At 71.2% G+C, this 21,236-nt stretch carries 22 protein-coding genes and 1 tRNA gene; 9 read left to right on the top strand and 14 right to left on the bottom strand.

Features of this window, described 5'->3' with window-relative positions; translation table 11 throughout:
• Window positions 1-209: 209 nt before the first annotated feature.
• Entirely contained in the window at window positions 210-911 is a 702-nt protein-coding gene (locus tag ACV7NO_RS07020; RefSeq protein ID WP_463405290.1) for a hypothetical protein, read from the top strand.
• Window positions 912-1,177: 266 nt separating this feature from the next.
• Here ACV7NO_RS07020 and ACV7NO_RS07015 read toward each other — a convergent pair whose 3' ends face one another.
• Window positions 1,178-1,684 (bottom strand): thiamine phosphate synthase, encoded by a 507-nt coding sequence (locus ACV7NO_RS07015; RefSeq protein ID WP_463405289.1) that lies wholly within the window; start codon window positions 1,682-1,684, stop codon window positions 1,178-1,180.
• Between the two features lie 64 nt (window positions 1,685-1,748).
• Between ACV7NO_RS07015 and ACV7NO_RS07010 the strand changes: the two genes are divergently transcribed.
• Both ACV7NO_RS07010 and ACV7NO_RS07005 read left to right on the top strand, forming a co-directional pair.
• On the top strand, window positions 1,749-2,408 hold the full coding sequence (locus tag ACV7NO_RS07010; RefSeq protein ID WP_463407300.1) for a YggS family pyridoxal phosphate-dependent enzyme: 660 nt from the start codon (window positions 1,749-1,751) through the stop codon (window positions 2,406-2,408).
• Window positions 2,405-3,067 (top strand): HAD family hydrolase, encoded by a 663-nt coding sequence (locus ACV7NO_RS07005; protein ID WP_463405288.1) that lies wholly within the window; start codon window positions 2,405-2,407, stop codon window positions 3,065-3,067. Before ACV7NO_RS07010 ends, ACV7NO_RS07005 begins: the two co-directional genes overlap by 4 nt.
• Window positions 3,068-3,128: 61 nt before the next feature.
• Here ACV7NO_RS07005 and ACV7NO_RS07000 read toward each other — a convergent pair whose 3' ends face one another.
• From ACV7NO_RS07000 to ACV7NO_RS06975, 6 genes are all read right to left on the bottom strand, one after another.
• Entirely contained in the window at window positions 3,129-3,614 is a 486-nt protein-coding gene (locus tag ACV7NO_RS07000) for a GNAT family N-acetyltransferase (RefSeq protein WP_463407299.1), read from the bottom strand.
• 56 nt (window positions 3,615-3,670) lie between these two features.
• Window positions 3,671-4,732 (bottom strand): GTP cyclohydrolase II, encoded by a 1,062-nt coding sequence (gene ribA / locus ACV7NO_RS06995; protein WP_463405287.1) that lies wholly within the window; start codon window positions 4,730-4,732, stop codon window positions 3,671-3,673.
• Entirely contained in the window at window positions 4,729-5,511 is a 783-nt protein-coding gene (locus ACV7NO_RS06990) for an exodeoxyribonuclease III (RefSeq protein ID WP_463405286.1), read from the bottom strand. The genes ribA and ACV7NO_RS06990 overlap by 4 nt, the downstream gene beginning before the upstream one ends.
• Window positions 5,512-5,817: 306 nt before the next feature.
• Window positions 5,818-6,432 (bottom strand): LolA family protein, encoded by a 615-nt coding sequence (locus tag ACV7NO_RS06985; RefSeq protein WP_463405285.1) that lies wholly within the window; start codon window positions 6,430-6,432, stop codon window positions 5,818-5,820.
• A gap of 383 nt (window positions 6,433-6,815) precedes the next feature.
• Window positions 6,816-7,556: an SDR family NAD(P)-dependent oxidoreductase gene (locus ACV7NO_RS06980; protein ID WP_463405284.1), complete on the bottom strand. Its 741-nt coding sequence runs from the start codon at window positions 7,554-7,556 to the stop codon at window positions 6,816-6,818.
• A gap of 306 nt (window positions 7,557-7,862) precedes the next feature.
• A complete protein-coding gene (locus tag ACV7NO_RS06975) occupies window positions 7,863-10,187 on the bottom strand; it encodes an FtsK/SpoIIIE family DNA translocase (protein WP_463405283.1) in 2,325 nt (774 codons plus the stop codon).
• A 239-nt stretch (window positions 10,188-10,426) separates the two neighbouring features.
• On the opposite strand from ACV7NO_RS06975, the gene ACV7NO_RS06970 reads away from it, so the two are divergent.
• Together ACV7NO_RS06970 and ACV7NO_RS06965 are read left to right on the top strand one after the other, a co-directional pair.
• Window positions 10,427-11,656, top strand: a complete 1,230-nt coding sequence (locus ACV7NO_RS06970) for an FAD-dependent monooxygenase (RefSeq protein WP_463405282.1) — start codon at window positions 10,427-10,429, stop codon at window positions 11,654-11,656.
• Between the two features lie 41 nt (window positions 11,657-11,697).
• Entirely contained in the window at window positions 11,698-12,174 is a 477-nt protein-coding gene (locus ACV7NO_RS06965) for an MAPEG family protein (RefSeq protein WP_463405281.1), read from the top strand.
• Here ACV7NO_RS06965 and ACV7NO_RS06960 read toward each other — a convergent pair.
• From ACV7NO_RS06960 to ACV7NO_RS06950, 3 genes are read right to left on the bottom strand one after another with little or no spacing between them, the layout of a single operon-like run.
• The gene (locus ACV7NO_RS06960; RefSeq protein WP_463407298.1) at window positions 12,157-12,321 is read right to left on the bottom strand and encodes a Trm112 family protein; all 165 of its coding nucleotides are present in this window, start codon (window positions 12,319-12,321) and stop codon (window positions 12,157-12,159) included. The genes ACV7NO_RS06965 and ACV7NO_RS06960 overlap by 18 nt on opposite strands.
• A 14-nt stretch (window positions 12,322-12,335) precedes the next feature.
• Window positions 12,336-12,959 (bottom strand): LON peptidase substrate-binding domain-containing protein, encoded by a 624-nt coding sequence (locus tag ACV7NO_RS06955; protein ID WP_463405280.1) that lies wholly within the window; start codon window positions 12,957-12,959, stop codon window positions 12,336-12,338.
• Window positions 12,956-13,852, bottom strand: coding sequence for a tetratricopeptide repeat protein (locus ACV7NO_RS06950; RefSeq protein WP_463407297.1), 897 nt, complete (start codon window positions 13,850-13,852; stop codon window positions 12,956-12,958). The genes ACV7NO_RS06955 and ACV7NO_RS06950 overlap by 4 nt, the downstream gene beginning before the upstream one ends.
• A gap of 178 nt (window positions 13,853-14,030) precedes the next feature.
• Here ACV7NO_RS06950 and ACV7NO_RS06945 point away from each other — a divergent pair.
• Window positions 14,031-14,105, top strand: a tRNA-Gly gene (locus ACV7NO_RS06945).
• Between the two features lie 65 nt (window positions 14,106-14,170).
• Here the strand turns inward: ACV7NO_RS06945 and ACV7NO_RS06940 are convergent.
• Window positions 14,171-15,421 carry an arsenic transporter gene (locus ACV7NO_RS06940; protein WP_463405279.1) on the bottom strand — a complete coding sequence of 417 codons (1,251 nt, stop codon included), beginning with the start codon at window positions 15,419-15,421 and terminating at the stop codon, window positions 14,171-14,173.
• 94 nt (window positions 15,422-15,515) lie between these two features.
• Between ACV7NO_RS06940 and ACV7NO_RS06935 the strand changes: the two genes are divergently transcribed.
• Window positions 15,516-16,319 carry a DUF72 domain-containing protein gene (locus tag ACV7NO_RS06935; protein WP_463405278.1) on the top strand — a complete coding sequence of 268 codons (804 nt, stop codon included), beginning with the start codon at window positions 15,516-15,518 and terminating at the stop codon, window positions 16,317-16,319.
• Between the two features lie 151 nt (window positions 16,320-16,470).
• On the opposite strand, the gene ACV7NO_RS06930 is transcribed toward ACV7NO_RS06935, so the two are convergent.
• Genes ACV7NO_RS06930 through hemC form a run of 3 tightly spaced genes read right to left on the bottom strand, consistent with a single transcriptional unit; the run spans window position 16,471 to window position 18,986 of the window.
• Window positions 16,471-17,403, bottom strand: a complete 933-nt coding sequence (locus tag ACV7NO_RS06930) for a hypothetical protein (protein WP_463405277.1) — start codon at window positions 17,401-17,403, stop codon at window positions 16,471-16,473.
• A 33-nt stretch (window positions 17,404-17,436) separates the two neighbouring features.
• Window positions 17,437-18,078 (bottom strand): uroporphyrinogen-III synthase, encoded by a 642-nt coding sequence (locus ACV7NO_RS06925; RefSeq protein ID WP_463405276.1) that lies wholly within the window; start codon window positions 18,076-18,078, stop codon window positions 17,437-17,439.
• Window positions 18,075-18,986 (bottom strand): hydroxymethylbilane synthase, encoded by a 912-nt coding sequence (hemC, locus tag ACV7NO_RS06920; protein ID WP_463405275.1) that lies wholly within the window; start codon window positions 18,984-18,986, stop codon window positions 18,075-18,077. The genes ACV7NO_RS06925 and hemC overlap by 4 nt, the downstream gene beginning before the upstream one ends.
• A 227-nt stretch (window positions 18,987-19,213) precedes the next feature.
• On the opposite strand from hemC, the gene tsaD reads away from it, so the two are divergent.
• Both tsaD and ACV7NO_RS06910 read left to right on the top strand, forming a co-directional pair.
• Window positions 19,214-20,239 carry a tRNA (adenosine(37)-N6)-threonylcarbamoyltransferase complex transferase subunit TsaD gene (tsaD, locus tag ACV7NO_RS06915; protein ID WP_463405274.1) on the top strand — a complete coding sequence of 342 codons (1,026 nt, stop codon included), beginning with the start codon at window positions 19,214-19,216 and terminating at the stop codon, window positions 20,237-20,239.
• On the top strand, window positions 20,236-21,210 hold the full coding sequence (locus tag ACV7NO_RS06910) for an NAD(P)H-dependent glycerol-3-phosphate dehydrogenase (RefSeq protein ID WP_463405273.1): 975 nt from the start codon (window positions 20,236-20,238) through the stop codon (window positions 21,208-21,210). Before tsaD ends, ACV7NO_RS06910 begins: the two co-directional genes overlap by 4 nt.
• Window positions 21,211-21,236 lie beyond the last annotated feature (26 nt).

Here is a 21,236-nt window from a genome sequence, read left to right as displayed (position 1 = left end):
TGACGAGGTCCTGCTGAACGAGGAGAAACAAGCCCGTGCCTCTACAGCCCCGCCGCCCGCCCGGCAAGCACGCCGCCCGCCCCCTTGCTGTCCGCCGACGGGGTCGTGTGGACATGGGGCAACAGTCGCAAAGAATGTTGTCTGAGCAATGGAGACTCGCGACCGAATCATGATAGGCACGTTTCCTAGGGCGGAGGGACAAAAGTCCAATGAACGGGTTGCGGTGGATCGCTGGCGTGGCGGGGGTGGCAGGTATTGCCGCTCTGGTCGCGGTCGCGCCTGCCGCAGGCAGCACAGACAACGCGCAGCGGCTGGTTCGTCGCGCGCCGGTCGCCGCCACCGGGTTCGGATCGTTCACCCCCGCCGCCGCCGATCCGCGACTCGCAGCGGTCTTCGCGCGCGGTGGCCTCGGCAACGGCGATTTCCGCTTCACCCCCAGCGAGACGCGGCGCAATGCCCGCGCGGTGACGGTCGCGGTCCGCGCCCGCTCGGCACGCGGCACCGCGACGCAGGTCGCGTCGTCCGCGCCCACCGTCGGCCTCGCGCCGATCGCGTACAACCTGGGCGTGTCGGTCGGCTGGAAGCGGTTCGCGCTGTCGGGTGATGTCGCGCATGTCGATCTGGCGGGCCAGCCGGGCAGCCGCGAGGCCGCCGATCTCGCGCTCTCCTATTCCGCGGGCCGCATCTCGGGACAGGTCAAGGCCGGCGCCGATCGCGCGCTCGCCGACGCGCCACGCCTGGCGGAGCCTGAGCGTAGCTATTCGCTCGACGTCGGCGGCGCCTACTCGCTGACGCGCAACCTCGATGTCACGGCCGGGCTCCGCTACAAGAGCGACCGTGATCGCCTCGCCCGCGTCGACGATCGCCGCGACAGCCAGGCCGTCTACGTAGGCACTGCCTTCCGCTTCTGACGCGGTTGGGCGCGAGAGTTTCTCCGCTGTGATGCCCGTCGCTCGATCGGCCATCTGTCCGATCCTTCCGGGAGAGAAGTAAGCGCAGCGTGGCGTCCGTCCCGGATATGATCGACGATCAGCGAAACCGGTTGCCTTGATCGTCGCCCAGCACGTGGTCCGGGGTCCACGGTGCGGCCGCCGGTGTCGTTCGAAGCCTGGCCGGCAGCGACTGATGAGCGGCGCCCCGAAACCGGTCGAGGGTGACGACTTCGTAAGGGCCGGAACTATCGAGGGCCGATGGTCGATCGGGCCCGGGACCAGGCATCGATCCCCGCCCACCCGTCGAACCCCAACCCCCGCACCGCCGCAAACCGCCGCGCATCCATCCCGCCCAGCGCGATCCGTACCACGCCCAGCCCTTCCGCGACCCGCGCCGCCCGCACCGGCCCCAGCGCCCGATCCCCAGGATGCGACCGAGTCGCGAACACGGGCGAGACGAACAGCACCGCCGCGCCCGCCCGCACCCCCGCCACCGCCTCCGCCCGATCATGCGCCGGCCACGTCACGACGCCACGTCCGCGCCGCGCATGCACCCCCATCTCCCCCCGCATCGGCATCGACCCGCCACGCACCAGCACCAGCCCGCGCCGCCGCGCTACCCGCAACACCTGCGCGAACAACCGCCTGCGCCCCGCCGCCGGTGTCGCATGATGCCGGAACACCACCCCCGCCCCCCGCGGCAACCGCGCCAGCGCAGTCCAGAGCGCATCGCCCATGCGCTCGTCGGTCATCAGCCAGAGCCTTGGTATGGACGAGGGGTGGCGGGCGCGCATCCCGCTGCCTATAGCCGCCGCGATGCCCAATCACGAAGCTCTCGACGCGGTCCGCGCCCGGATCGCGCACGCCGCCCGCCTCGCCCGACGCGAGCCCGAAGACGTCACGCTGGTCGCGATCAGCAAGACGCACGACGCCGATGCGATCCGTCCGCTCCTCGATGCGGGCCAGCGCGCGTTCGGCGAGAACCGCGTGCAGGAGGCGCAGGCAAAATGGTCCGCGCTGCGCGATGCGTATCCCGGCACCGAACTCCACCTCGTCGGCCAGCTCCAGTCGAACAAGGCCTCCGAGGCGGTCGCGCTGTTCGATGCGATCCACGCGGTCGATCGCCCTTCGCTGGTAACGGCACTGGCGAAGGCGATGGACGCCACCGGCCGCCGCCCCGCCTGCTTCGTCCAGGTCAATATCGGCGCGGAGGAGCAGAAGGGCGGCTGCGCGATCGCAGACCTTCCCGCGATGCTGGCAGAGGTCCGCGCCGCCGACCTCCCGCTCGCCGGGCTGATGTGCGTCCCGCCCGCCGGGATCGACGCCGCCCCCTATTTCGCGCTGCTCGCGAAGCACGCGCGCGACCACGGCATCGCCGGGCTCAGCATGGGCATGTCCGACGATTTCGAAACTGCAGTCACACTGGGCGCCACGCATGTCCGCGTCGGCTCCGCGCTGTTCGGAGCACGCGCATGACCCCGGCCGCGCTGCTGTTCGACTTCGACGGCGTCCTGATCGAAAGCGAGGCGTCGGGCAACGCGCACCTCGCGCGCTATCTCACCGATCTCGGCCACCCGATCACGCCGACCGAGTCGATGGCCAGCTTCATGGGCTATTCGGGACTCGACTTCCTCGAACGGATCGAACGCTTCATCGGCCGCCCCATCCCCGACTCCTTCCATGAGGAACGCGACGCCGAAAACGTCCGCGTCATGGCCGAAGGCATCGGCGCGGTGGAAGGCGCGATCGCGTTCGTCCGCGCTCTCCCCACCAGCCTGCCCCGCGCGGTCGTCTCGTCGAGCTCGACCGCGTGGATCCGCCGCCACCTCGACCATATCGGTCTCGCCGACGCGTTCGGGGACCATATCTACAGCGGCAAGGAACACGTCACCCGCGGCAAGCCCGCTCCCGACCTGTACCTGTTCGCCGCCGACCGGCTCGGCGTCCCGATCGCGGACTGCGCGATCATCGAGGACTCGCCCGTCGGCGCGACCGGCGCGGTCGCGAGCGGCGGCTACGTCATCGGCCTGTGCGCCGGCACCCACTGCCCGCCCGACCACGCGGAGACGCTGCGCGCGATCGGCGTAAACGCGATCGCCGCGGATTTCGAAAAGGTCGCCGCGCTCCTGCGCTGAAGCATTACCCCCAGACTCCCACGTCACTCTGGACTTGATCCGGGGTGACGAGGCGCTTTGGTCAACCGTCGGAAAGCCCCTTCCCCATCCGCACCAGCGGCACCGACACCCCGTTGACCGCCGCCGCCTCCACCCGCTCGATCGCCCGATACCCGCACGCCACGTACAGCGGCTCTCCCGCCAGCGTCGCCATCAGCTCGGCCCGCGCGAACCCCGCCGCCCGCGCCCGCGTCTCGCACGCCGCCAGCACCGCGCGCCCGACGCCGCGCCGCGCGAACCCCGGATCGGTGTACATCGCGCGCACCCGCGCCGCCTCGCGCGCCGGGTCGAGCAGGCGCGCATCGCGCAGCGCGGTGCTGTGGTCCCCACCGTACAGCGTCGCGCGCCGGCTCCACCCGCCGCACCCCGCCGCGACACCGTCGATGTGCGAGATCACATAGGTCCCGTCCGCGATCAGCTGCGTATCCAGCCCCATCACCGCCCGGCTCGCGGCGACCTGCTCGGGCGACAGCACCCAGCGCTGCAACGCATCGATCGCCCGCGCCATGATCGCGCGCAGCGCGGGCAGGTCGTCCACGGTCGCGGTGCGGATCGCCGGTGCGCTCAGAGCTGGTGCCCCGTCCGGTCGCGCTTGGTCGCGAGGTATTTCTCGTTGTGCCGGTTGGGCGGCAGGTGATGCGGCACCCGTTCCGCGACCGTCACGCCGTGCGCCTCGAGGCCCGCCACCTTCGCCGGATTGTTCGTCAGCAACCGCACCGCGCGCTGCCCCAGCAGGTCGAGCATCCGCGCCGCCACCCCGAAATCGCGCGCGTCGATCGCGAAGCCCAGCCGCGTGTTCGCGTCGACCGTGTCGAACCCCTGGTCCTGCAACGCGTAAGCGCGCAGCTTGTTGACCAGTCCGATCCCGCGCCCCTCCTGCCGCAAATACAGCAGGATGCCCCAGCCCTCGTCCGAAATCCGCCGGATCGCGGCGTCCAGCTGCGGCCCGCAATCGCATTTCAGGCTGCCCAGCGCGTCGCCCGTCAGGCACTCGCTGTGCAGACGGACGAGCGGCGCCGCGCCGGTCGGCTGCCCGATCAGCAGCGCGACATGCTCGCCGCCCTCGGGCGTGCGGAACGCGACGATCTCCGTATTCTCGGCGTGATCGACCGGCAGTCGCGCGCGCGCCGCGATGGCGAGGCGCACCGCGTCCTCGTGCGCGTCGATCGCGGCCGGGGTGATCGCGACCTCTGCGTTCGCATCGGGCAAGACGAAAAACGCGGGCAGCAACCCCGCCACGCGCGCCAGCCGCAACGCCGCCGACGCATCCGCGGGCGACTCGACCGCGATCGCACGGAACGGCCCCTTCATCGGCGTCGCCAGATCGAGCTGCGGATCCGCCAGCGCGGTCGCGGTCGCGAAGTCGAGCCACGGCGCGCGATCGAGCAGCACCGGCGAGTCGGGCACCGCCGCCTCGATCTGGTTCGCCAGCTTCAGCGTCGCCGCGCGCCCCGCCGACAGCAGCACCGTCGCACGCGCGCCCGGATCGAACGCGGTCAGCCGCACCGGGTCCGCGGTTTCGACCGGCAGCAGCACCAGCGCGCCGATGCGGATCGGCCAGCCCCGGCGCAGCGCGTCGATCGCGCGCGCGACATCGCGTGGTCCGGGTTGGGGAGCGTCGCTCAAAACGCGAACTCGGTCATGATCGGGATATGGTCCGACGGCTTGAGCCAGCTCCGGCACGCCTCGAACACGGCGTGCCCCGTCGCCGCCCCGGCGATCGCCGGGCTCGCCCACATGTGATCGAGCCGCCGCCCCCGGTCGGACGCCGCCCAGTCCTTCGCGCGGTAGCTCCACCACGTGTACAGCCGCGCGGGCGCCGGGTGGAAATGCCGCCCCAGATCGACCCAGTCGTGCGCCGCCTGCAACCGCCCCAGCGCCGCGACCTCGACGGGGGTATGGCTGACGACGTCGAGCAGCTGCTTGTGGCTCCAGACGTCCGATTCGAGCGGCGCGATGTTGAAATCGCCGACCAGCACGGTCGGCACGTCGAGCGTCTCCGACCAGCGCGTCATCCGCTCGACGAAGTCCAGCTTCTGTCCGAATTTGGGGTTCGCCTCGCGATCGGGCACGTCGCCGCCCGCGGGGACATAGACATTCTCCAGCCGCACCCCGTTCGCCAGCCGCACCCCCAGATGGCGCGCCTCGCGATTCGCCTGCCAGTCGAGCCGGTCGTCCTCCGCCAGCGGCACGCGGCTGACGATCGCGACGCCGTGGTGCATCCGCTGGCCGTGGATCGCGATGTGCCTGTAGCCCAGCCGCTTGAACATCTCGAACGGGAAGTCCTGGTCGACCACCTTCGTTTCCTGGAGGCACAATATATCGGGCTCGACCTCGCGCAGGAACTGCTCGACGATGCCGATCCGGAACCGGACCGAATTGATGTTCCAGGATACGATCTTCACGGGGGGATCGTTAGACCGCTCGGCTTTAGGGGACAAGAAGGGGCGTCGCGGCGAAGCCGCGCCGTCGGACGGGCCGTGCGGCCCGCCGGCCGTACTCGGGCGAGTCGGCGTTTCGCGCCGCCGCCCTTCGCAGAAAGGCCCCCGCTCCGGGGGCATGGAGCGAGGGCCGACCTGGCGTTCGTCACGCAGGCGGGAAGTGGAGCTATCCAGGCAACAGGGGGAAAATCCCGAACCGCCCCACATCCGCGACCCCGTCTCTAGGGATACCAACCTGTCGCGATTATGAACGGGAATGCTGGCGTTCGTTCAGTTTCGGTTCGACGTTCTCCGGGGGTCGTTCCAGCGGAACGTTCCGTCGCTCACCGGGCCGTTGAACTTCTGGTTGCTCAGCCGGATCGTCGTACGGTTGTTCTGGCTGTCGAGCGCGACCCATCCCTGCAGCATCAGCCCCGCCGGCGCCGCACCATCGCGCGCGAACACCAGCGTGATCCGGCCATATTCGGGATGCCTGGCGTCATACGCCTCGACCGAGACCAGCCGCTGGTCGCCGGGCACGATCTTCGCGAACTTCGAAATGTCGCGCGTCGGGTCCAGAAGCACGCCAAGCGGCGAACTGCCGATCGGCCAGCGCTGCACCTGTCGCACCGAATAGTCGATGAAAGTCAGCGCCTTGCCGTCGCCGACGATCAGGATCGGCACGCCCTTCTCGTACTGGAACCGCACCTTGCCCGGCTTCTTGAGCGTCAGCACCCCCGACAGCGCCTTGCCGTCGCGATCGGTCTGCACGAAATTCGCGGTCATCGACTGCACGCCCTGCAAATGGCGCTGGACCGCGGCGAGATCGCCGGTCGCCTGCGCCGGGAGCGCGGCGGGAGCCGCGATCGCGACGGCGGCGGCGAGGGGAAGGAAGCGTGTCAACATGGGCCTTTCATTGGCGGACGGGCATTGAACCCGCGCTGAACCCGATGGTTCACGCGCCGCGAACCGCGGACTATCACATCCGAGTCGCGCACGCGCGACCAGGTGGCATCCGCGCGGAAGTTGCCGAAGTTGCCGCCACGTCGAGGCCGAAATCCCTCGCCACGACGCGGTCGTCGCGGAGTTCGACGCGAGGCTGGGCGAAACGATCGGCACATGCGCCAGACGTACCGCGAAACGGTCGGTGTAGGACAGCCCCTGCCCCGCACCATAAGCCGGTGCGTCCGAGGCGGCATGGACGATCGCTCGATCAGCCATATCGAGCTTTTTCTCGGAAAGGATCGTGAACCGGGAAAGTCGGGTCGGCGGCTATCACTGGCAGTTGCTCACGCGCTCCAACCGCCATCGATATTGTAGGTCGCCCCGGTCACAAATCCTGCCTCGGGTGAGGTAAGATATGCCACAAGGCTCGCAACCTCGTCTGGCGTGCCATGTCGGGGGATAGCAAGCGGGCTTCGATTTGCGACGGCGTTCGGACCATCCGCAGGGTTGCGTTCGGTGTCGATCGGCCCCGGCTGCACTAGGTTCGCGGTGATGCCACGCTCGCCCAAATCCCGTGCTAGGCCGCGTGTCATGCCTCCCAACGCGGCTTTGCTCGCCGCGTAGAGCGTGCCGCCAGCGCCGGGCATTCTGTCCGCCACGATGCTTCCGATCGTCACGATCCGCCCGCCTTCGGTCATCAAGCCTGCCGCCTTCTTTGCTGCAAGGAATGGCGCTCTGACGTTCAGCGCAAAAGAGCGGTCAAACGCATCGTCCGGGTAATGCTCAAGCGGTCCTACGATCGCCGTTCCAGCTACGCTCACCAGAATATCAAGTCGGCCAAAATGCTGCACGATCTGATCCATCACGTCGTTGAGCGCGCCCGCATCGCTAACGTCTGCCTGCACCATCAGGGCATGACGGCCTGCCGAACTCAACTCACTTGAAAGACGCTCGGCGTCATCCGACCGGCTTAGAAATGTTGCCCCAACTGATGCGCCATCAGCCGCCAACCTTCGGCTGATCGCTGCACCGATGCCGCGCGTTCCACCGATGACGATGGCAACCTTCCCGTCGTGAACCCGCATAGCTTTCCTCGGTAAACGTCTCGGCCGCGTTACACAGTAGCCGCGTCGCGCGCGCCGCCACAACGTTGCCGTTCGATCTTCCCGGAAACGAACGTCAAAAGGAAAAACGCGCCGACGACGCCAGCCCAGCCGATCCTGCGGCCGCGCTTTCCCGAAATCCGTTCCCGATTTCTCTTTCCCGAAATGCGCCGATGCCCATGGGACAACGGGAAAGGACTGCGTCGCTCGATCGCCGGATTACGACGCGCCTTGCCGGGTATCGACCCCGATCCACGTCGCCACGTGTCCAACCGACGAGGCGCGCCCTCACACCGCATTCCCGTCCTGATCGCGCAGCACCTCGCGCCGCCCGACATGGTCGGGCCGCCCGACGATGCCGTCCTTCTCCATCCGCTCGATCAGCCGCGCGGCGGAATTGTACCCGATCCGCAACTGCCGCTGGAGCCACGAGGTCGACGCCTTCTGGCTCTCGCACACCAGCTGGATCGCGCTGCGATATTGCTGGTCTTCCGCCGAATCCTCGCCGGTCGGCGCGCCTTCCAGGTCGAAGCTCTGCTCGGGCTCCTCGGTGACCGACTGGATATAGTCGGGCCGCCCCTGCGATCGCCAGAAGTCCGCCACGCGGTGCACCTCGTCGTCGCTGACGAACGGGCCGTGGACGCGCGTGATCGACTTGCCGTGCGCCATGTAGAGCATGTCGCCCTTGCCCAGCAGCTGCTCCGCCCCCTGCTCTCCCAGGATCGTGCGGCTGTCGATCTTGCTGGTCACGTGGAAGCTGATCCGCGTCGGGAGGTTCGCCTTGATGACGCCGGTGATGACGTCGACCGAGGGGCGCTGCGTCGCCATGATGAGGTGGATGCCCGCCGCGCGCGCCTTCTGCGCCAGCCGCTGGATCAGGAACTCGACTTCCTTGCCCGCCGTCATCATCAGGTCCGCCAGCTCGTCGACGATCACGACGATCTGCGGCAGCGGCTCGTATTCGAGCGTCTCCTCCTCGTACACCGGCTGCCCGGTATCGGCGTCGTATCCGGTCTGGACGCGGCGGCCGAGCGGCTGGCCCTTCGCCTTGGCCGCGCGCACCTTCTCGTTGAAGCTGCCGAGCGAGCGGACCCCGGCGGACGACATCTGCCGATAGCGGTCCTCCATCTGCTCGACCGCCCATTTCAGCGCGCGCACCGCCTTGGCCGGATCGGTGACGACCGGGCTCAGCAGATGCGGGATCCCGTCATACATGCTGAGTTCGAGCATCTTGGGATCGATCATGATGACGCGGCACTGCTCGGGCGTCAGCCGGTAGAGCAGCGACAGGATCATCCCGTTGAGACCCACCGACTTGCCCGACCCGGTGGTGCCCGCGACCAGCAGGTGCGGCATCGGTGCCAGGTCCGCGATCACCGCGTCGCCCGCGATGTTCTTGCCCAGGATGATCGGCAGCTGCGCGGCATGGTCCGCGAACGTCTCGGAGGCGACCAGCTCGTGGAGCGACACCGACTCGCGCTTGGCATTGGGCAGCTCGATCCCGATCACCGTGCGCCCGGGAATCGTCGCGACGCGCGCGCTGATCGCGCTCATGTTGCGCGCGATATCGTCGGCCAGCTGGATCACCCGGCTCGCCTTGATCCCGGCGGCGGGTTCCAGCTCGTACATCGTGACGACCGGGCCGGGACGCACCTCGACGATGCTGCCGCGCACGTTGAAATCGTCGAGCACGCTCTCCAGCAACCGCGCGTTGCGTTCGAGCGAGGCCTTGTCGATCGCGCCCTTCTGCGCGGGCGGTGCGGGGGTCAGCAGGTCGAGCCCGGGCAGCTTGTAATTGTGCGGCCCCAGGTCGAGCTGCGCCTGCGTCGGCTTGGGCTTCGCTGCAGAGGGTGCGGTCTGGCGGTCGGCGATGACGGGCGCGGGGCGCTGGTCGGGCGCGGCGAGCGCGCGCGGCACCGGCTTTCGGCGCAGCTCGAGCGGTTCGTCGTCCTCGTCGTCCTCGATGACGACGCCGTCCTCGTCATAGCGGTCGACCGCCGCGCGCCGCCGCGGCGCGGGCAGCGCCAGCCGGTCGCGCAGCGATCCGAACTCCAGCTCCAGACTGCGCGCCCACACGATCACGCCCGCCACGCCCGCCAGCGCGCCGACGCCGCGCGCCGCCCAGATCTCGACGGTCGCGTCGCCCACGAACGCCAGCGCCCACCGCACCACGCCCGCGATCGCCAGCCCCGCGAGCCCGCCCCACCCGGCGGGCAGCGCCAGCACCGAGCTGGTCGACACGAACGCGAGCGCGGTCGCCATCAGCACCACGCCGATCGCCGTCCCGCGCAGCATCGCCACCCAGCGCCCCGCGGGCGTATCGCGCCACAGCCGCAGTGCGACGAGCGCGGGCACCGGCAGCAGCAGCGCCGCGAGCGGGCCGACCAGCGTCAGCGCGATGTCCGCGAACCACGCGCCCGGCGCGCCGACCAGGTTGAGCACCTGCCCGCCCGCGTCGGTGTTGAGCGCGCTGTCGCTGGCGCGATAGGTGGCGAGCGCCAGCGCCATCAGCGCGGTCGCCACGAACAGCGCGATCGCGGTCGCCAGCGCGCCGCTGCGCATCGCGCCTGCCTTCACCGTCTCGCGCCACAGCGGCTGCGCCCGCGTCGCCATCGCCCAATCCCCATGTCGCGAAAAAGCCCCACGGAATCATCGCGCGCCGTGAGTCCGGCGTCAAGGTGGCTTTGGTGGGCGGAACGCGCGGCACCCACCTCGTCGCCCTCGCGCAAGCGGAGGGTCCATCTCCAGACGAAGAGCCACACGCAACCGCGGTCGTCCATGCAACCGCCGGGAGATGGATCCCCGCCTGCGCGGGGATGACGGAGAAGGTGCAAACGGATAGACACATCCGCATGACCACCCCCTCCCCCAGCGCAGACGTCCTCATCCTAGGCGGCGGGCTCGTCGGCGGGGCGCTCGCGGTGGCGCTCGATGCGCACGGCGTGACCAGCATCGTCGTCGATCCCGCCGATCCCGCGGTCACGCTGTCGGACACGTTCGACGGCCGCGCGTCCGCGATCGCCAGCGCCAGCGGGCGGATGCTCGACGCGATCGGCGTCGGCGCGCGGATCGCGGGCCAGGGCTGCGCGATCCGCCAGATCCGCGTCAGCGACGGGCTGGAGCCCGGCAAGCTCGATTTCATCCCCGATGCAGACGACGACGCGCTCGGCACGATGTACGAGAACCGTCTCCTGCGTCGCGCGATCTTCGACGCCGCGAACGAGGCGAAGGGCGTCGACCTGCGGATGCGCACCACCGCCACTACCGTCGATCGTGGCCCCGCGGGCGTCGTCGCAACGCTGTCGTCGGGCGACACCGTCCGGGCGCCGCTGCTGATCGCGGCGGAGGGGCGCAACTCGCCCACCCGCGCCGCCGCCGGGATCACCACCGCCTCGTGGCAGTACGACCATGCCGCGATCATCGGCGCGTTCCACCACGAACACAGCCACGAGAACATCGCCTACGAAATCTTCTATCCGGCCGGCCCCTTCGCGCTGCTGCCGCTGCCCGACGACGCGACCGGCCACCGCTCCGCGATCGTCTGGACCGTCCGGCGCGAGCACGCCCCCGGTCTTCTGAAACTCGGCGACCGCGCCTTCCTCGCCGAGGCGGAGGCGCGGATGGGCGGCTTCCTCGGCCGTCTGTCGGAGGCGTCGCCCCGCGCGACCTACCCGCTCGGCTTCCACCATGCCGCGCATATCGTCGGCGATCGCCTCGCGCTCGTCGGCGACGCCGCGCACGGCATCCACCCGATCGCGGGACAGGGGCTCAATCTCGGCTTCCGCGACGTCGCCGCGCTCGTCGAGGTGCTGGTCGAGGGCAAGCGCACCGGGCTCGATCTCGGCGACGCCGCGCTGCTCGATCGCTACCAGCGCTGGCGCGCGCTCGACACGATGATGGTCGCCGCCGCCACCGACACGCTCACCCGGCTGTTCGGCATCCCCGGCAAGGCCGCCAGCGCGGTCCGCCGCTTCGGCATATCCGCGGTCGATCGCATCCCCGCGCTCAAGGACCGCTTCATGGCGGAGGCCCGCGGCGAGAGCGGCGCCCTGCCGAAGCTGCTTCAGGGCGTCACCGTCTGACGCCGCCCTTCGCCACCCGTCAACGCGGCGTCGCGCGCGGCATGGCGCTGGCGCTCTTGATCGCCACCGTGACGGTCACGGGGGCGCTATGGCTCGGCCCCACCACGCCGCTCGCGACGCGGATCGCCGCGCTCGGCCCGTCGGCCGCGATCCTCGGGCTGTGGCTCGCCGCCACCATCGCGCGCGTCGCGCAGATCCGCTTCACCTCGCCCGACGACTTCGATGCCGCAGCGGGATCGACCGAGGCGACCGATGCGGCGCGCTACGCGGGCGCGATCCTCCGGAACACGCTCGAGCAGGCCGCGCTGGCACTGATGGCGCAGGTCGCGCTGGCGCTCACGATCGAGCGCGCGACACTGCTCCTCGGCGTCCACCTCGCGCTGTTCACGATCGGCCGCACGCTGTTCTGGGCCGGCTATCGCGGCGGAGCGGACGCCCGCGCGTTCGGCTTCGCGCTCACCTTCTATCCCAGCGTGCTGATCCTGCTGGTCGCGCTCGCGTCACGCCTGCTCGACTGACACGCGCCGCGCCTTCTCCACCAGCATTACCGGCACCCCGTCGCGCACCGGATAGGCCAGCCCCGCCGCGTCGCTCACCAGTTCGCCCGCCGCCGCGTCGTAGCGCAGCAACGTTCGCGTCACAGGACACACCAGCCGCTCGAGCATCCATGCGTCGATGGTCACTGGAGCGTCACCCGCTCCTCGCCGTCATGCCGGCCGAAGAACTGCATCAGCTGCACCGTCATGTCCGCACGCTCCTCCAGCGAGGCCGACTCGAGCAGCGCCTGCTTGGCCGCCACGTCGAACGGCGCGATCTGCGCGATGCCGTTGACGAGGCTCTCGTCGTCGAGCCGCGCCACCGCCTCCCAGTCGACCGCATAGCCTTGCGTCTCCGCGAACCGCCGCGACTCCATCTCCAGTGATGCGCGCAACGACAGCGACAGAGTCTCGTCCGCCGCGCGCGAAATCAGCGCCGCCTCGACCTGCCGGAACGCGGTCGTCACGTCGAGCTCGCGGATCACGCGGAACAGCGACACGCCTTCCAGGATCAGATTGTACCGCCCGTCGTCGAGCGCCTCGACCTCCGCGATCTTCCCCACGCAGCCGATATCGTAGAGCGCGGGCACGTCCTCGCGCGTGTCGCCCGACGTGCGCGGCTGGATCATCCCGATCCGCCGGTCGCGCGCCATCGCGTCGCTCACCAGCGCGCGATACCGCGGCTCGAAGATGTGGAGCGGCAGGTGCAGCCCCGGGAACAGCAGCGCGCCGGGCAGCGGGAAGACCGAGAGGCGGGTGACGGTCATCCGAACAGGATCGCCGACAGCCGCCGCCGCTGCGCCGACACCCACGGATCCTCCAGCCCGACGACCTCGAACAGCTTGAGGAGCTGCTGCCGCGCCGCGCCCTCGTTCCAGTCGCGATCCGCCGCGACGATATGGAGGAACCCGTCCGCCGCCGCATCGCGATCGCTCGCCGCCATCTGCGCGTTCGCCAGCGCGAACCGCGCGTCGAGATCGTCGGGCGCCGCCGCCACGGCCGCGACCAACGGCGACAGGTCGTCGACCGCAGGCGCCGACTGCGCCAGCGCCAGCGCCGCCTGGGCACGGTGGATCGCGGGATCCGTCGCGATCGCAGGATCGAGCGCGGCAAGCCATTCCGTCGCCTCGTCGAGCTGCCCGGTCGCGACCAGCGCACGGACGAACCCGGCATGGACCGCGGGATGCTCGGGCGCCATCTCCGCGATCTGGCGGAAGATGCCCAGCGCGCGCTCGCCATCGCCCGCGGCCAGCACCTCCTCGCCCATCGCGATCAGCGGCTCGATCTCGGCGGCGGCGTCGGCGGCGGGCGATTCGATCGGCAACTGCTTGAGCAGCTGGTCGAGCATCACGCGCAACTGCGATTCGGTCCGGGCGCTCGTCAGATCGGCGACCAGCTGCCCCTGGAACATCGCATAGACGGTCGGAATCGACTTGATCTGGAACTGGTTCGCGATGAACTGATTCGTGTCGGTATCGATCTTGGCGAGCACCACGCCCTTGTCGGCATAGTCCGCCGCCACCTTTTCCAGCAGCGGGGTCAGCGCCTTGCACGGCCCGCACCACTCCGCCCAGAAATCGATGACGACCAGCTTCGTCATCGACGGCTCGACGACATCGCTGCGGAACGCCTGGACGGCCTCTTTCTCTGCGGGGGACATTCCAAGCGTGGCCATCGGGACTCCATAAGACAGGGGATTCGCGGTCCCGGCCTATGTGGGCGCGGACGACGCCCGCGCCAAGCCCGTACGAAAAAGCGTCGAAAGGCGCTTGCCATGCCGGACACCCCGAGCTAACAGCGCGCCTCACCCAGCCGGTCCGCCGGCTCAAGGCGCCAGAGCGGGCGTAGCTCAGGGGTAGAGCACAACCTTGCCAAGGTTGGGGTCGAGGGTTCGAATCCCTTCGCCCGCTCCAGTTTTCCGCAAGCGAAAACACGATCGCCGGGGCCGATGCGGCTCCCTGCAGACACCGCCCCACGCTCATCCGATCAGCAAGCGCACCCCCAGCGCGGCGAACAGTGCCGGCGGCATCACGATCGCGCCGACCTTCAGGAAGCGCCAGAACCCCACATCCTCCCCCTCGCGGCGGATCGCGGTCAGCCACAGGATCGTCGCGAGCGATCCGGTGATCGACAGGTTCGGCCCCAGGTCGACACCGATCAGCAGCGCGTCGGTCACGATCTGCGGCGGCCGCGCCTGCTCGATCGTGGTGCTCGCCACCAGCCCCGCGGGCAGGTTGTTCATCAGGTTCGACGCGAACGCCAGCGTCGTCCCCGCCACGCCCGCGGTCGCGACCGGAGACCGCGCCGCCGCCTCGCCCAGCCAGCGCGCCAGCATGCCGACCACGCCGGTGCGCGCCATCGCCTCGACCAGCACGAACAATCCCGCCACCAGCGGCAGCACCGCCCACGATACGCCACGGATCGTCGCGAGCGGAGAGGTGCGCGCGCCGATGCTCACCACCGCCATCGTCGCGAGCCCGGCCAGGCACGTCGGCAGCCCCAGGTCGCGGTTCGCCGCCGACACCGCGATCAGCAGCGCCGCGGTCACGACGATCCCCGCCAGCGCGACCTTGCCACCCAGCGACAGCGCGACCGGTGCCACCGACGGTTCGCACGCCCCGGCAAGGTCGGCGCTCGACACCCGGCGCAACACCGCGAACGTCACCGCGATCGACGCGACCGACGGCAGCGCGAACGCCGCCATCCACGCGCCCAGCGACGGCATCGTGCCGCCGTACAGCACCAGGTTCGCGGGATTGGAGATCGGCAGCACGAAGCTTGCCGCGTTCGCGACCATCGCGCACGCGAACAACAGCGGCAGCGGGCGCGCGCGGGCGGTGCGTGCGGCGGCATAGACCGCGGGCGTCAGCACCACCGCGGTCGCGTCGTTCGACAGGAAGACGGTCACCACCACCCCCACGCCGAAGACGAGCGCGAACAGCCGCGCGGTCGATCCGCGCGCGTGGTTGACCGCATGGACCGCGATCCAGTCGAACAGACCCTCCGCGCGTGCGACGTCGGACAGGATCATCATGCCGATCAGGAACAGATACACGTCGGTGCCCTTGAGCACCGCCTGCCACGCGCTGTCCGCGGGGATCAGCCCGAATGCCACCAGCAGGATCGCGCCTGCCCCCGCCCACACGGCCTCCGGCAGCCGGAACGGACGCGCGATGACGCCCGCCGTCGCTATCAGGCACAGCGCCCAGATCGAGAATGTCGCACCCATCGTCACGCTCTACGTCGGGAGCCCGCCCGCCGACAGCCCTTCCCGCAGCAGAACCGGGATGTCGCTTGCGCCGCTGCACGCTACACTCGCCCGCATGGTGCATCCTTCCATCCGAATCGGCATCGGCGGCTGGACGTTCGAGCCCTGGCGCGGCGTCTTCTATCCGGAGAAATGGCCACAGAAGCGCGAGCTCGAATACGCCGCGTCGAAGCTGACCGCGATCGAGGTCAACGGCACCTATTACAGCGGGTTCAAGCCCGCGACCTTCGCGGGCTGGCGCGCGGCGACGCCCGACGGGTTCGTCTTCACGCTCAAGGCGTCTCGCTACTGCACCAATCGCAAGGTGCTGGCGGAGGCGGGCGAATCGATCGGGCGGTTCGTCGGGCAGGGCATCGTCGAGCTCGGCGACCGGCTCGGCCCGATCCTTTGGCAGTTCATGGCGACCAAGACATTCGACCCGGACGATTTCCGCGCCTTCCTCGCGCTCCTGCCATCCTCCGAGGCCGGCGTCCCGCTGCGCCACGCGGTCCAGGTCCGACATGAAAGTTTCGCGGTGCCCGAGTTCGTCGCGATGTGCCGCGCGGCCGGGGTGGCGATCGTCTACGCGCGCTCCGATGACTATCCCGCGATCGCCGACGTCACCGGCGACTTCGTCTATGCGCGCTACGAGACGGCGGTAGAGGACGCGCCGCTCGGCTACGCACCCGCCGATCTCGACGCGATCGCGGACACCGCGCGTCGCTGGACCGCGGGCGGTCACTCCGACGGCTTGCCCTGCGTCGCGCCCGACGCACCCACCGCCCACCCGCGCGACGCGTTCATATTTTTCATCGCCGGCGCCAAGGTCCGCAACCCCGCCGCCGCGCAGGCGCTGATCGAATGCGTCGGCGCGGAATGACGAGCACGCGGTAGCTTCGGGGCGCCGGCGTCCTCGGTGTCGCTGCGCCCCGCGCTACCGCCGCAACCCGCTCGAAATCGGCGTGTCGCCCGAACGACCTGTCGGAGGACCGCACCACCAGGCTTCCGGACCCGGAAACCCCGCGCCCCGGTCAAATCGCCGGCGTAGCCGCCTGATCCTGCGTCGGGGCAGGCGTCGTCTGCTCCTGCACCGCCGGCGGCGTCACCGGCGGCACCGGCACGACGACGGGCGCCGCCGCCCGCCCGAGAATCGCCGCCGCTTCTAGCATATCGAGCGCGCGGTGCGTTTCGACGTAGCCGCGCGCCGCCGCCAGCCAGTTGCTCGCCAGCGCCGCGCCCGGCATCCGCGACACCTCGGCGACCGCCGCCTCGACCTTGCCCGTCTCGAGCATTCGCCGGGCGCGCGCCAGCCGGTCGGCGGGCAGCGGCGACGGCGTGCCCGCGCGGTGCAGCACCACCAGCGACCGCAGCTCGCGCTCGACGCCCGCCAGCCAGCCGCCCTCGCCCGCGGTCAGTTCGGGCGCCAGCGCCTCCAGCCCTGCGCGCAAATCCTCCAGCGTCACCGGCCGCCGCGCGGTGCGGATGACGGTCAGCGTCGCAGCGGGCTGGGTCGCGCCGAACCGCGTCCGCAGTTGCTCCTCCAGATAGCCCAGCGACAGCCCGCGATCGATCGTCCGCCGCGCCGCGAACGCGATCAGCATCGCCTCCGCGCGCGTCGCCTGCCCCGATGCGGCGGCAGCATCCTGACCCAGCGACGCCGCGCGCGCCTCTAGGCCGGCGATCTGCGCGGCAAGCAGCGTCTCGCGCGTCGCCAGCGTCACCGGGTCGGTGCCCGCGGCAGGCGCCGGGGCGACCGGCGAGGGCGCGGCGGCGGGCTGCGCCGCCGTCGTGGTGGCGACGCCGGTCGCCCCGACGGTCCAGTCCGGGAAGTTGCGCGACGCGTACAGCATCAGCGCCAGCCCCGCGGCGAACGCGATCGCCGCGATGACGAGCACCAGCCATAGGCGAGAGCCGCGCCGGGGCCCGGAGGCGGGCGGCAGGTGGAGCGGGGCGGGATCGTCCATCGGCAGGCCTTATCCCCGCCCTGACCCACCGGGTCAATCGGCGAGCGCGATCGCCGCCGCCACCAGCGCCGCGTCGCTCGGCGCCGACGCGATCGCACAGGCCTGCCAGCCCGCGCCCGCCGCCTCCGCCACCGCGGTCGAGATCGCCGCGATCGCCACCGCCCGCGGATCGGCCAGCCCCGCCAGCCGCCGCGCCGCGCGCGCGGAATGCAGCAGCGCGACGCACCCCGCCAGCGCCGCGCCGTCCACCGCCAGCGCACGGCTGTCATACACCGCGATCGCATCCGCGATCCGGTCGCTCGTGGTCGCGGTCCGGTGGACCCCGCCCAGATGCAGCATCCGCGCGAACCGCGTCGTCGCCAGCAGCGCGGCGAGGTCGCGCGCGCCCGTCTCCGCCACCGCCAGCCCCGCGCCGCGCGCCGCCGCCGCGGTCGCAGCCCCCACCGCCACGACGGGCAGCGCCGCGACCCGCGCCAGCTCCGGCCCCGCGTGCAGCACCGCGTTCGCGCTCGTCAGCAACAACGCGTCGTACCCCGCCGGATCGGGCGCGACCCACGCCAGCGGCACGATGCCGAACAGCGGCAGGCGCAGCGCGACCCCTCCGGCCGCCGCGATCCGCGCCGCGGTCGCCGCATTGCCCGGCTCGGGGCGCAACACCGCCAGCCGGCGAGTCATCCGCCGAACAGCATCCGCACGCTCTCGGGCGCACGCGCCAGCAGGTCGCGCGCCAGCATCGCACCGAGCGGGTCCGCCTCGGTGCCCTCGACATGCCCCTCGACGCACGCCGACCCATCCTCCGCCAGCAGCTCGCCGCGCAGCGTCAGCGTCTCGCCCGCCAGCGACGCCAGCGCGGCGACCGGCGAGTGGCAGTCCGCCCGCAGCGCCGCCAGCAGCGATCGTTCCGCCAGCACGCACACATGCGTGTCGCGGTGGTCGATCGCAGCGACGATCGCGTGGGCCGCGTCGTCGTCGGCGCGCACCTCGATCCCGACCGCGCCCTGCGCCGGCGCGGGCAGCATCGCGTCGGTCGGGATCACATGCCCCACCGTGTCGCGCCCCAGCCGGTCGAGCCCCGCCGCCGCCAGCAGCGTCGCATCCACCTCGCCCGCCGCCAGCTTCGCCAGCCGCGTGTCGACATTGCCGCGGAACAGCAGGATCCGCACGTCGGGCCGCGCACGCCGCAGCTGCGCGCTGCGCCGGGGGCTGCTCGTCCCCACCACCGCGCCTTGCGGCAGCGCCGCGATCGAGGTCGCGCCGATCAGGCGGTCGCGCACATCTGCACGCGGCAGCATCGCCGCGATCGCGATGCCGTCGGGCCGCGCCGTCTCGACATCCTTCATCGAATGGACCGCGCAGTCGATCGCGTGCTCGCCCAGCGCCCGGTCGAGCTCTTTGGTCCACAGCGCCTTGCCGCCGATCTCCGCGAGCGCGCGATCCTGCACCCGGTCCCCCGTCGTGCGGATCGGAACGATCGCGATGTCGTCGAGCGCCCAGCCATGCGCCGCCGCGAGCGCGTCGCGCACCATCCCGGCCTGGACGAGCGCGAGCGGCGAACCGCGGGTGCCGATGCGGAAATGCGTCAAACCAGCTATCCTGTCTTCTCGATCACTGTGGAACCGTCACCCCGGACCTGGTCCGGGGTCCACGTCTCCGCGATGCCACCGCCCGGCTCTGCTATCGATATCCCCTGCCGCCCGGTGGACCCCGGATCAAGGCTCTCCTGAGCTTGTCGAAGGGTCCGGGGTGACGATTATGGAGTGCGGGTCGCCCGCCCTTCGACAACCTCCCGCCGAGCCGCTACGACGACCGCATGCTCATCCTCGGCCTCGAATCCTCGTGCGACGAAACCGCCGCCGCGCTCGTCACCGGCGACCGGCAGGTGCTGGCGCACCGCCTCGCGGGGCAGGAAGCCGCGCACCGTCCCTATGGCGGCGTCGTCCCCGAAATCGCCGCGCGCGCGCATGTCGAGGCGTTGGAGCCGCTGATCGCCGCCGCGCTCGCCGATGCGGGCATCACGCTGGCCGACGTCGACGCGGTCGCCGCCACCGCAGGGCCGGGCCTCATCGGCGGCGTCATGGTCGGGCTCGTCACCGGCAAGGCGCTCGCGCACGCCGCGGGCAAGCCCTTCGTCGCGGTCAATCATCTCGAGGGGCACGCGCTCAGCCCGCGGCTGTCGGACCCCGATCTCGCCTTCCCCTACCTCCTCCTCCTCGTCTCGGGCGGGCATTGCCAGCTGCTCCGCGTCGAGGGCGTCGGCCGCTATCGCCGGCTCGCGACGACGATCGACGATGCGGTCGGCGAGGCGTTCGACAAGACCGCCAAGCTGCTCGGGCTCGGCTTTCCCGGCGGCCCCGCGGTCGAGCGCGCCGCGCTGGCGGGCGACCCCCGCGCGGTTCCGCTCCCGCGTCCGCTCAAGGGCTCCCCCGAGCCGCATTTTTCCTTCGCAGGCCTCAAGAGCGCGGTCGCACGCGCGGTCGGCCACCATGCGCCCGAGGACATCGCCGCCTCGTTCCAGGCCGCGGTCGTCGATTGCCTGATCGACCGCACCACCCGCGCGGTCCGCGCCAGCGGCGACGCCACCGCGCTCGTCGTCGCGGGCGGGGTCGCCGCCAACACCGCGGTCCGCGACGCGCTGCGCCGGCTCGCCGACGATCACGCGCTGCGCTTCGTCGCGCCGCCGTTATGGCTGTGCACCGACAATGCCGCGATGATCGCCTGGGCCGGCGCGGAGCGCTTCGCCGCGGGCCTCACCGATCCGCTCGACACGCCCGCGCGCGCGCGCTGGCCGCTCGATCCCGGCGCGGAAGCCGTGCGCGGCGCGGGGGTGAAGGCATGAGAATCGGCGTCATCGGCGGCGGCGCCTGGGGCACCGCGCTCGCGCAGGTCGCGGCGCGATCGGGCGACACCGTCCGCCTCTGGGCGCGCGAGCCCGACGTGGTCACAACGATCGCGACGACGCGCATCAACGCCGCCTTCCTCCCCGGCGTCACCCTATCCGACGCGATCGTTCCGACCGGCGACCTCGCCGATCTTGCCGATCGCGACGCGCTGCTCGTCGTCGCCCCCGCGCAGCATATCCGCGCGGTCCTCGCCGCGGCGCCGGTCGGCACGCGTCCGCTGATCCTGTGCGCCAAGGGAATCGAGGCGGGCACCCGCCGCCTCGTCGGGGAAATCGCGCGCGAGACGTGCCCGGACGCGCCGATCGCGGTGCTCTCCGGCCCCACCTTCGCGTACGAGGTCGCCGCCGGCCTGCCCACCGCGGTGACGCTGGCGTGCACGGACTCGGTCCTCGCCGCCGCACTCGCCGCGCGGCTCGCCGGCCCCGCCTTCCGCACCTACGCGTCGACCGACGTCGCGGGCGCGGAGATCGGCGGCGCGGTCAAGAACGTCCTGGCGATCGCGTGCGGCGTCGTCGAGGGCGCCGGCCTCGGCCAGAACGCACGCGCCGCGCTGATCGCGCGCGGCTTCGCGGAGATGACGCGCTTCGGCCTCGCCCGCGGCGCGCGTGCCGAGACGCTCGCCGGGCTATCGGGGCTGGGCGACCTCGTCCTCACCTGCTCGTCGACCAGTTCGCGCAACTTCTCGCTCGGCGTCGGGCTCGGCCGCGGCACGCCCGCGCAGGCGCTGCTCGCCGACCGCCGCACCGTCGCGGAAGGCGCGTTCACCGCCCCCGTTCTTCGTGAGGCGGCGGCGGAGGCGGGCGTCGATATGCCGATCGTCGCCGCGGTCTGCGCGCTGCTTCAGGGCGCGGGTCCGGGCGACGTGATCGCGGACCTGCTTTCGCGGCCATTGCGGGACGAGGGGTGACCGTCATCCCAGCGGAAGCCGGGATC

It is taken from the genome of Sphingomonas sp. Ell38C01 (assembly GCF_055231975.1).
Note: the sequence above shows the minus strand (reverse complement) of the source record. Positions and strands in the feature narration are given on the sequence as shown.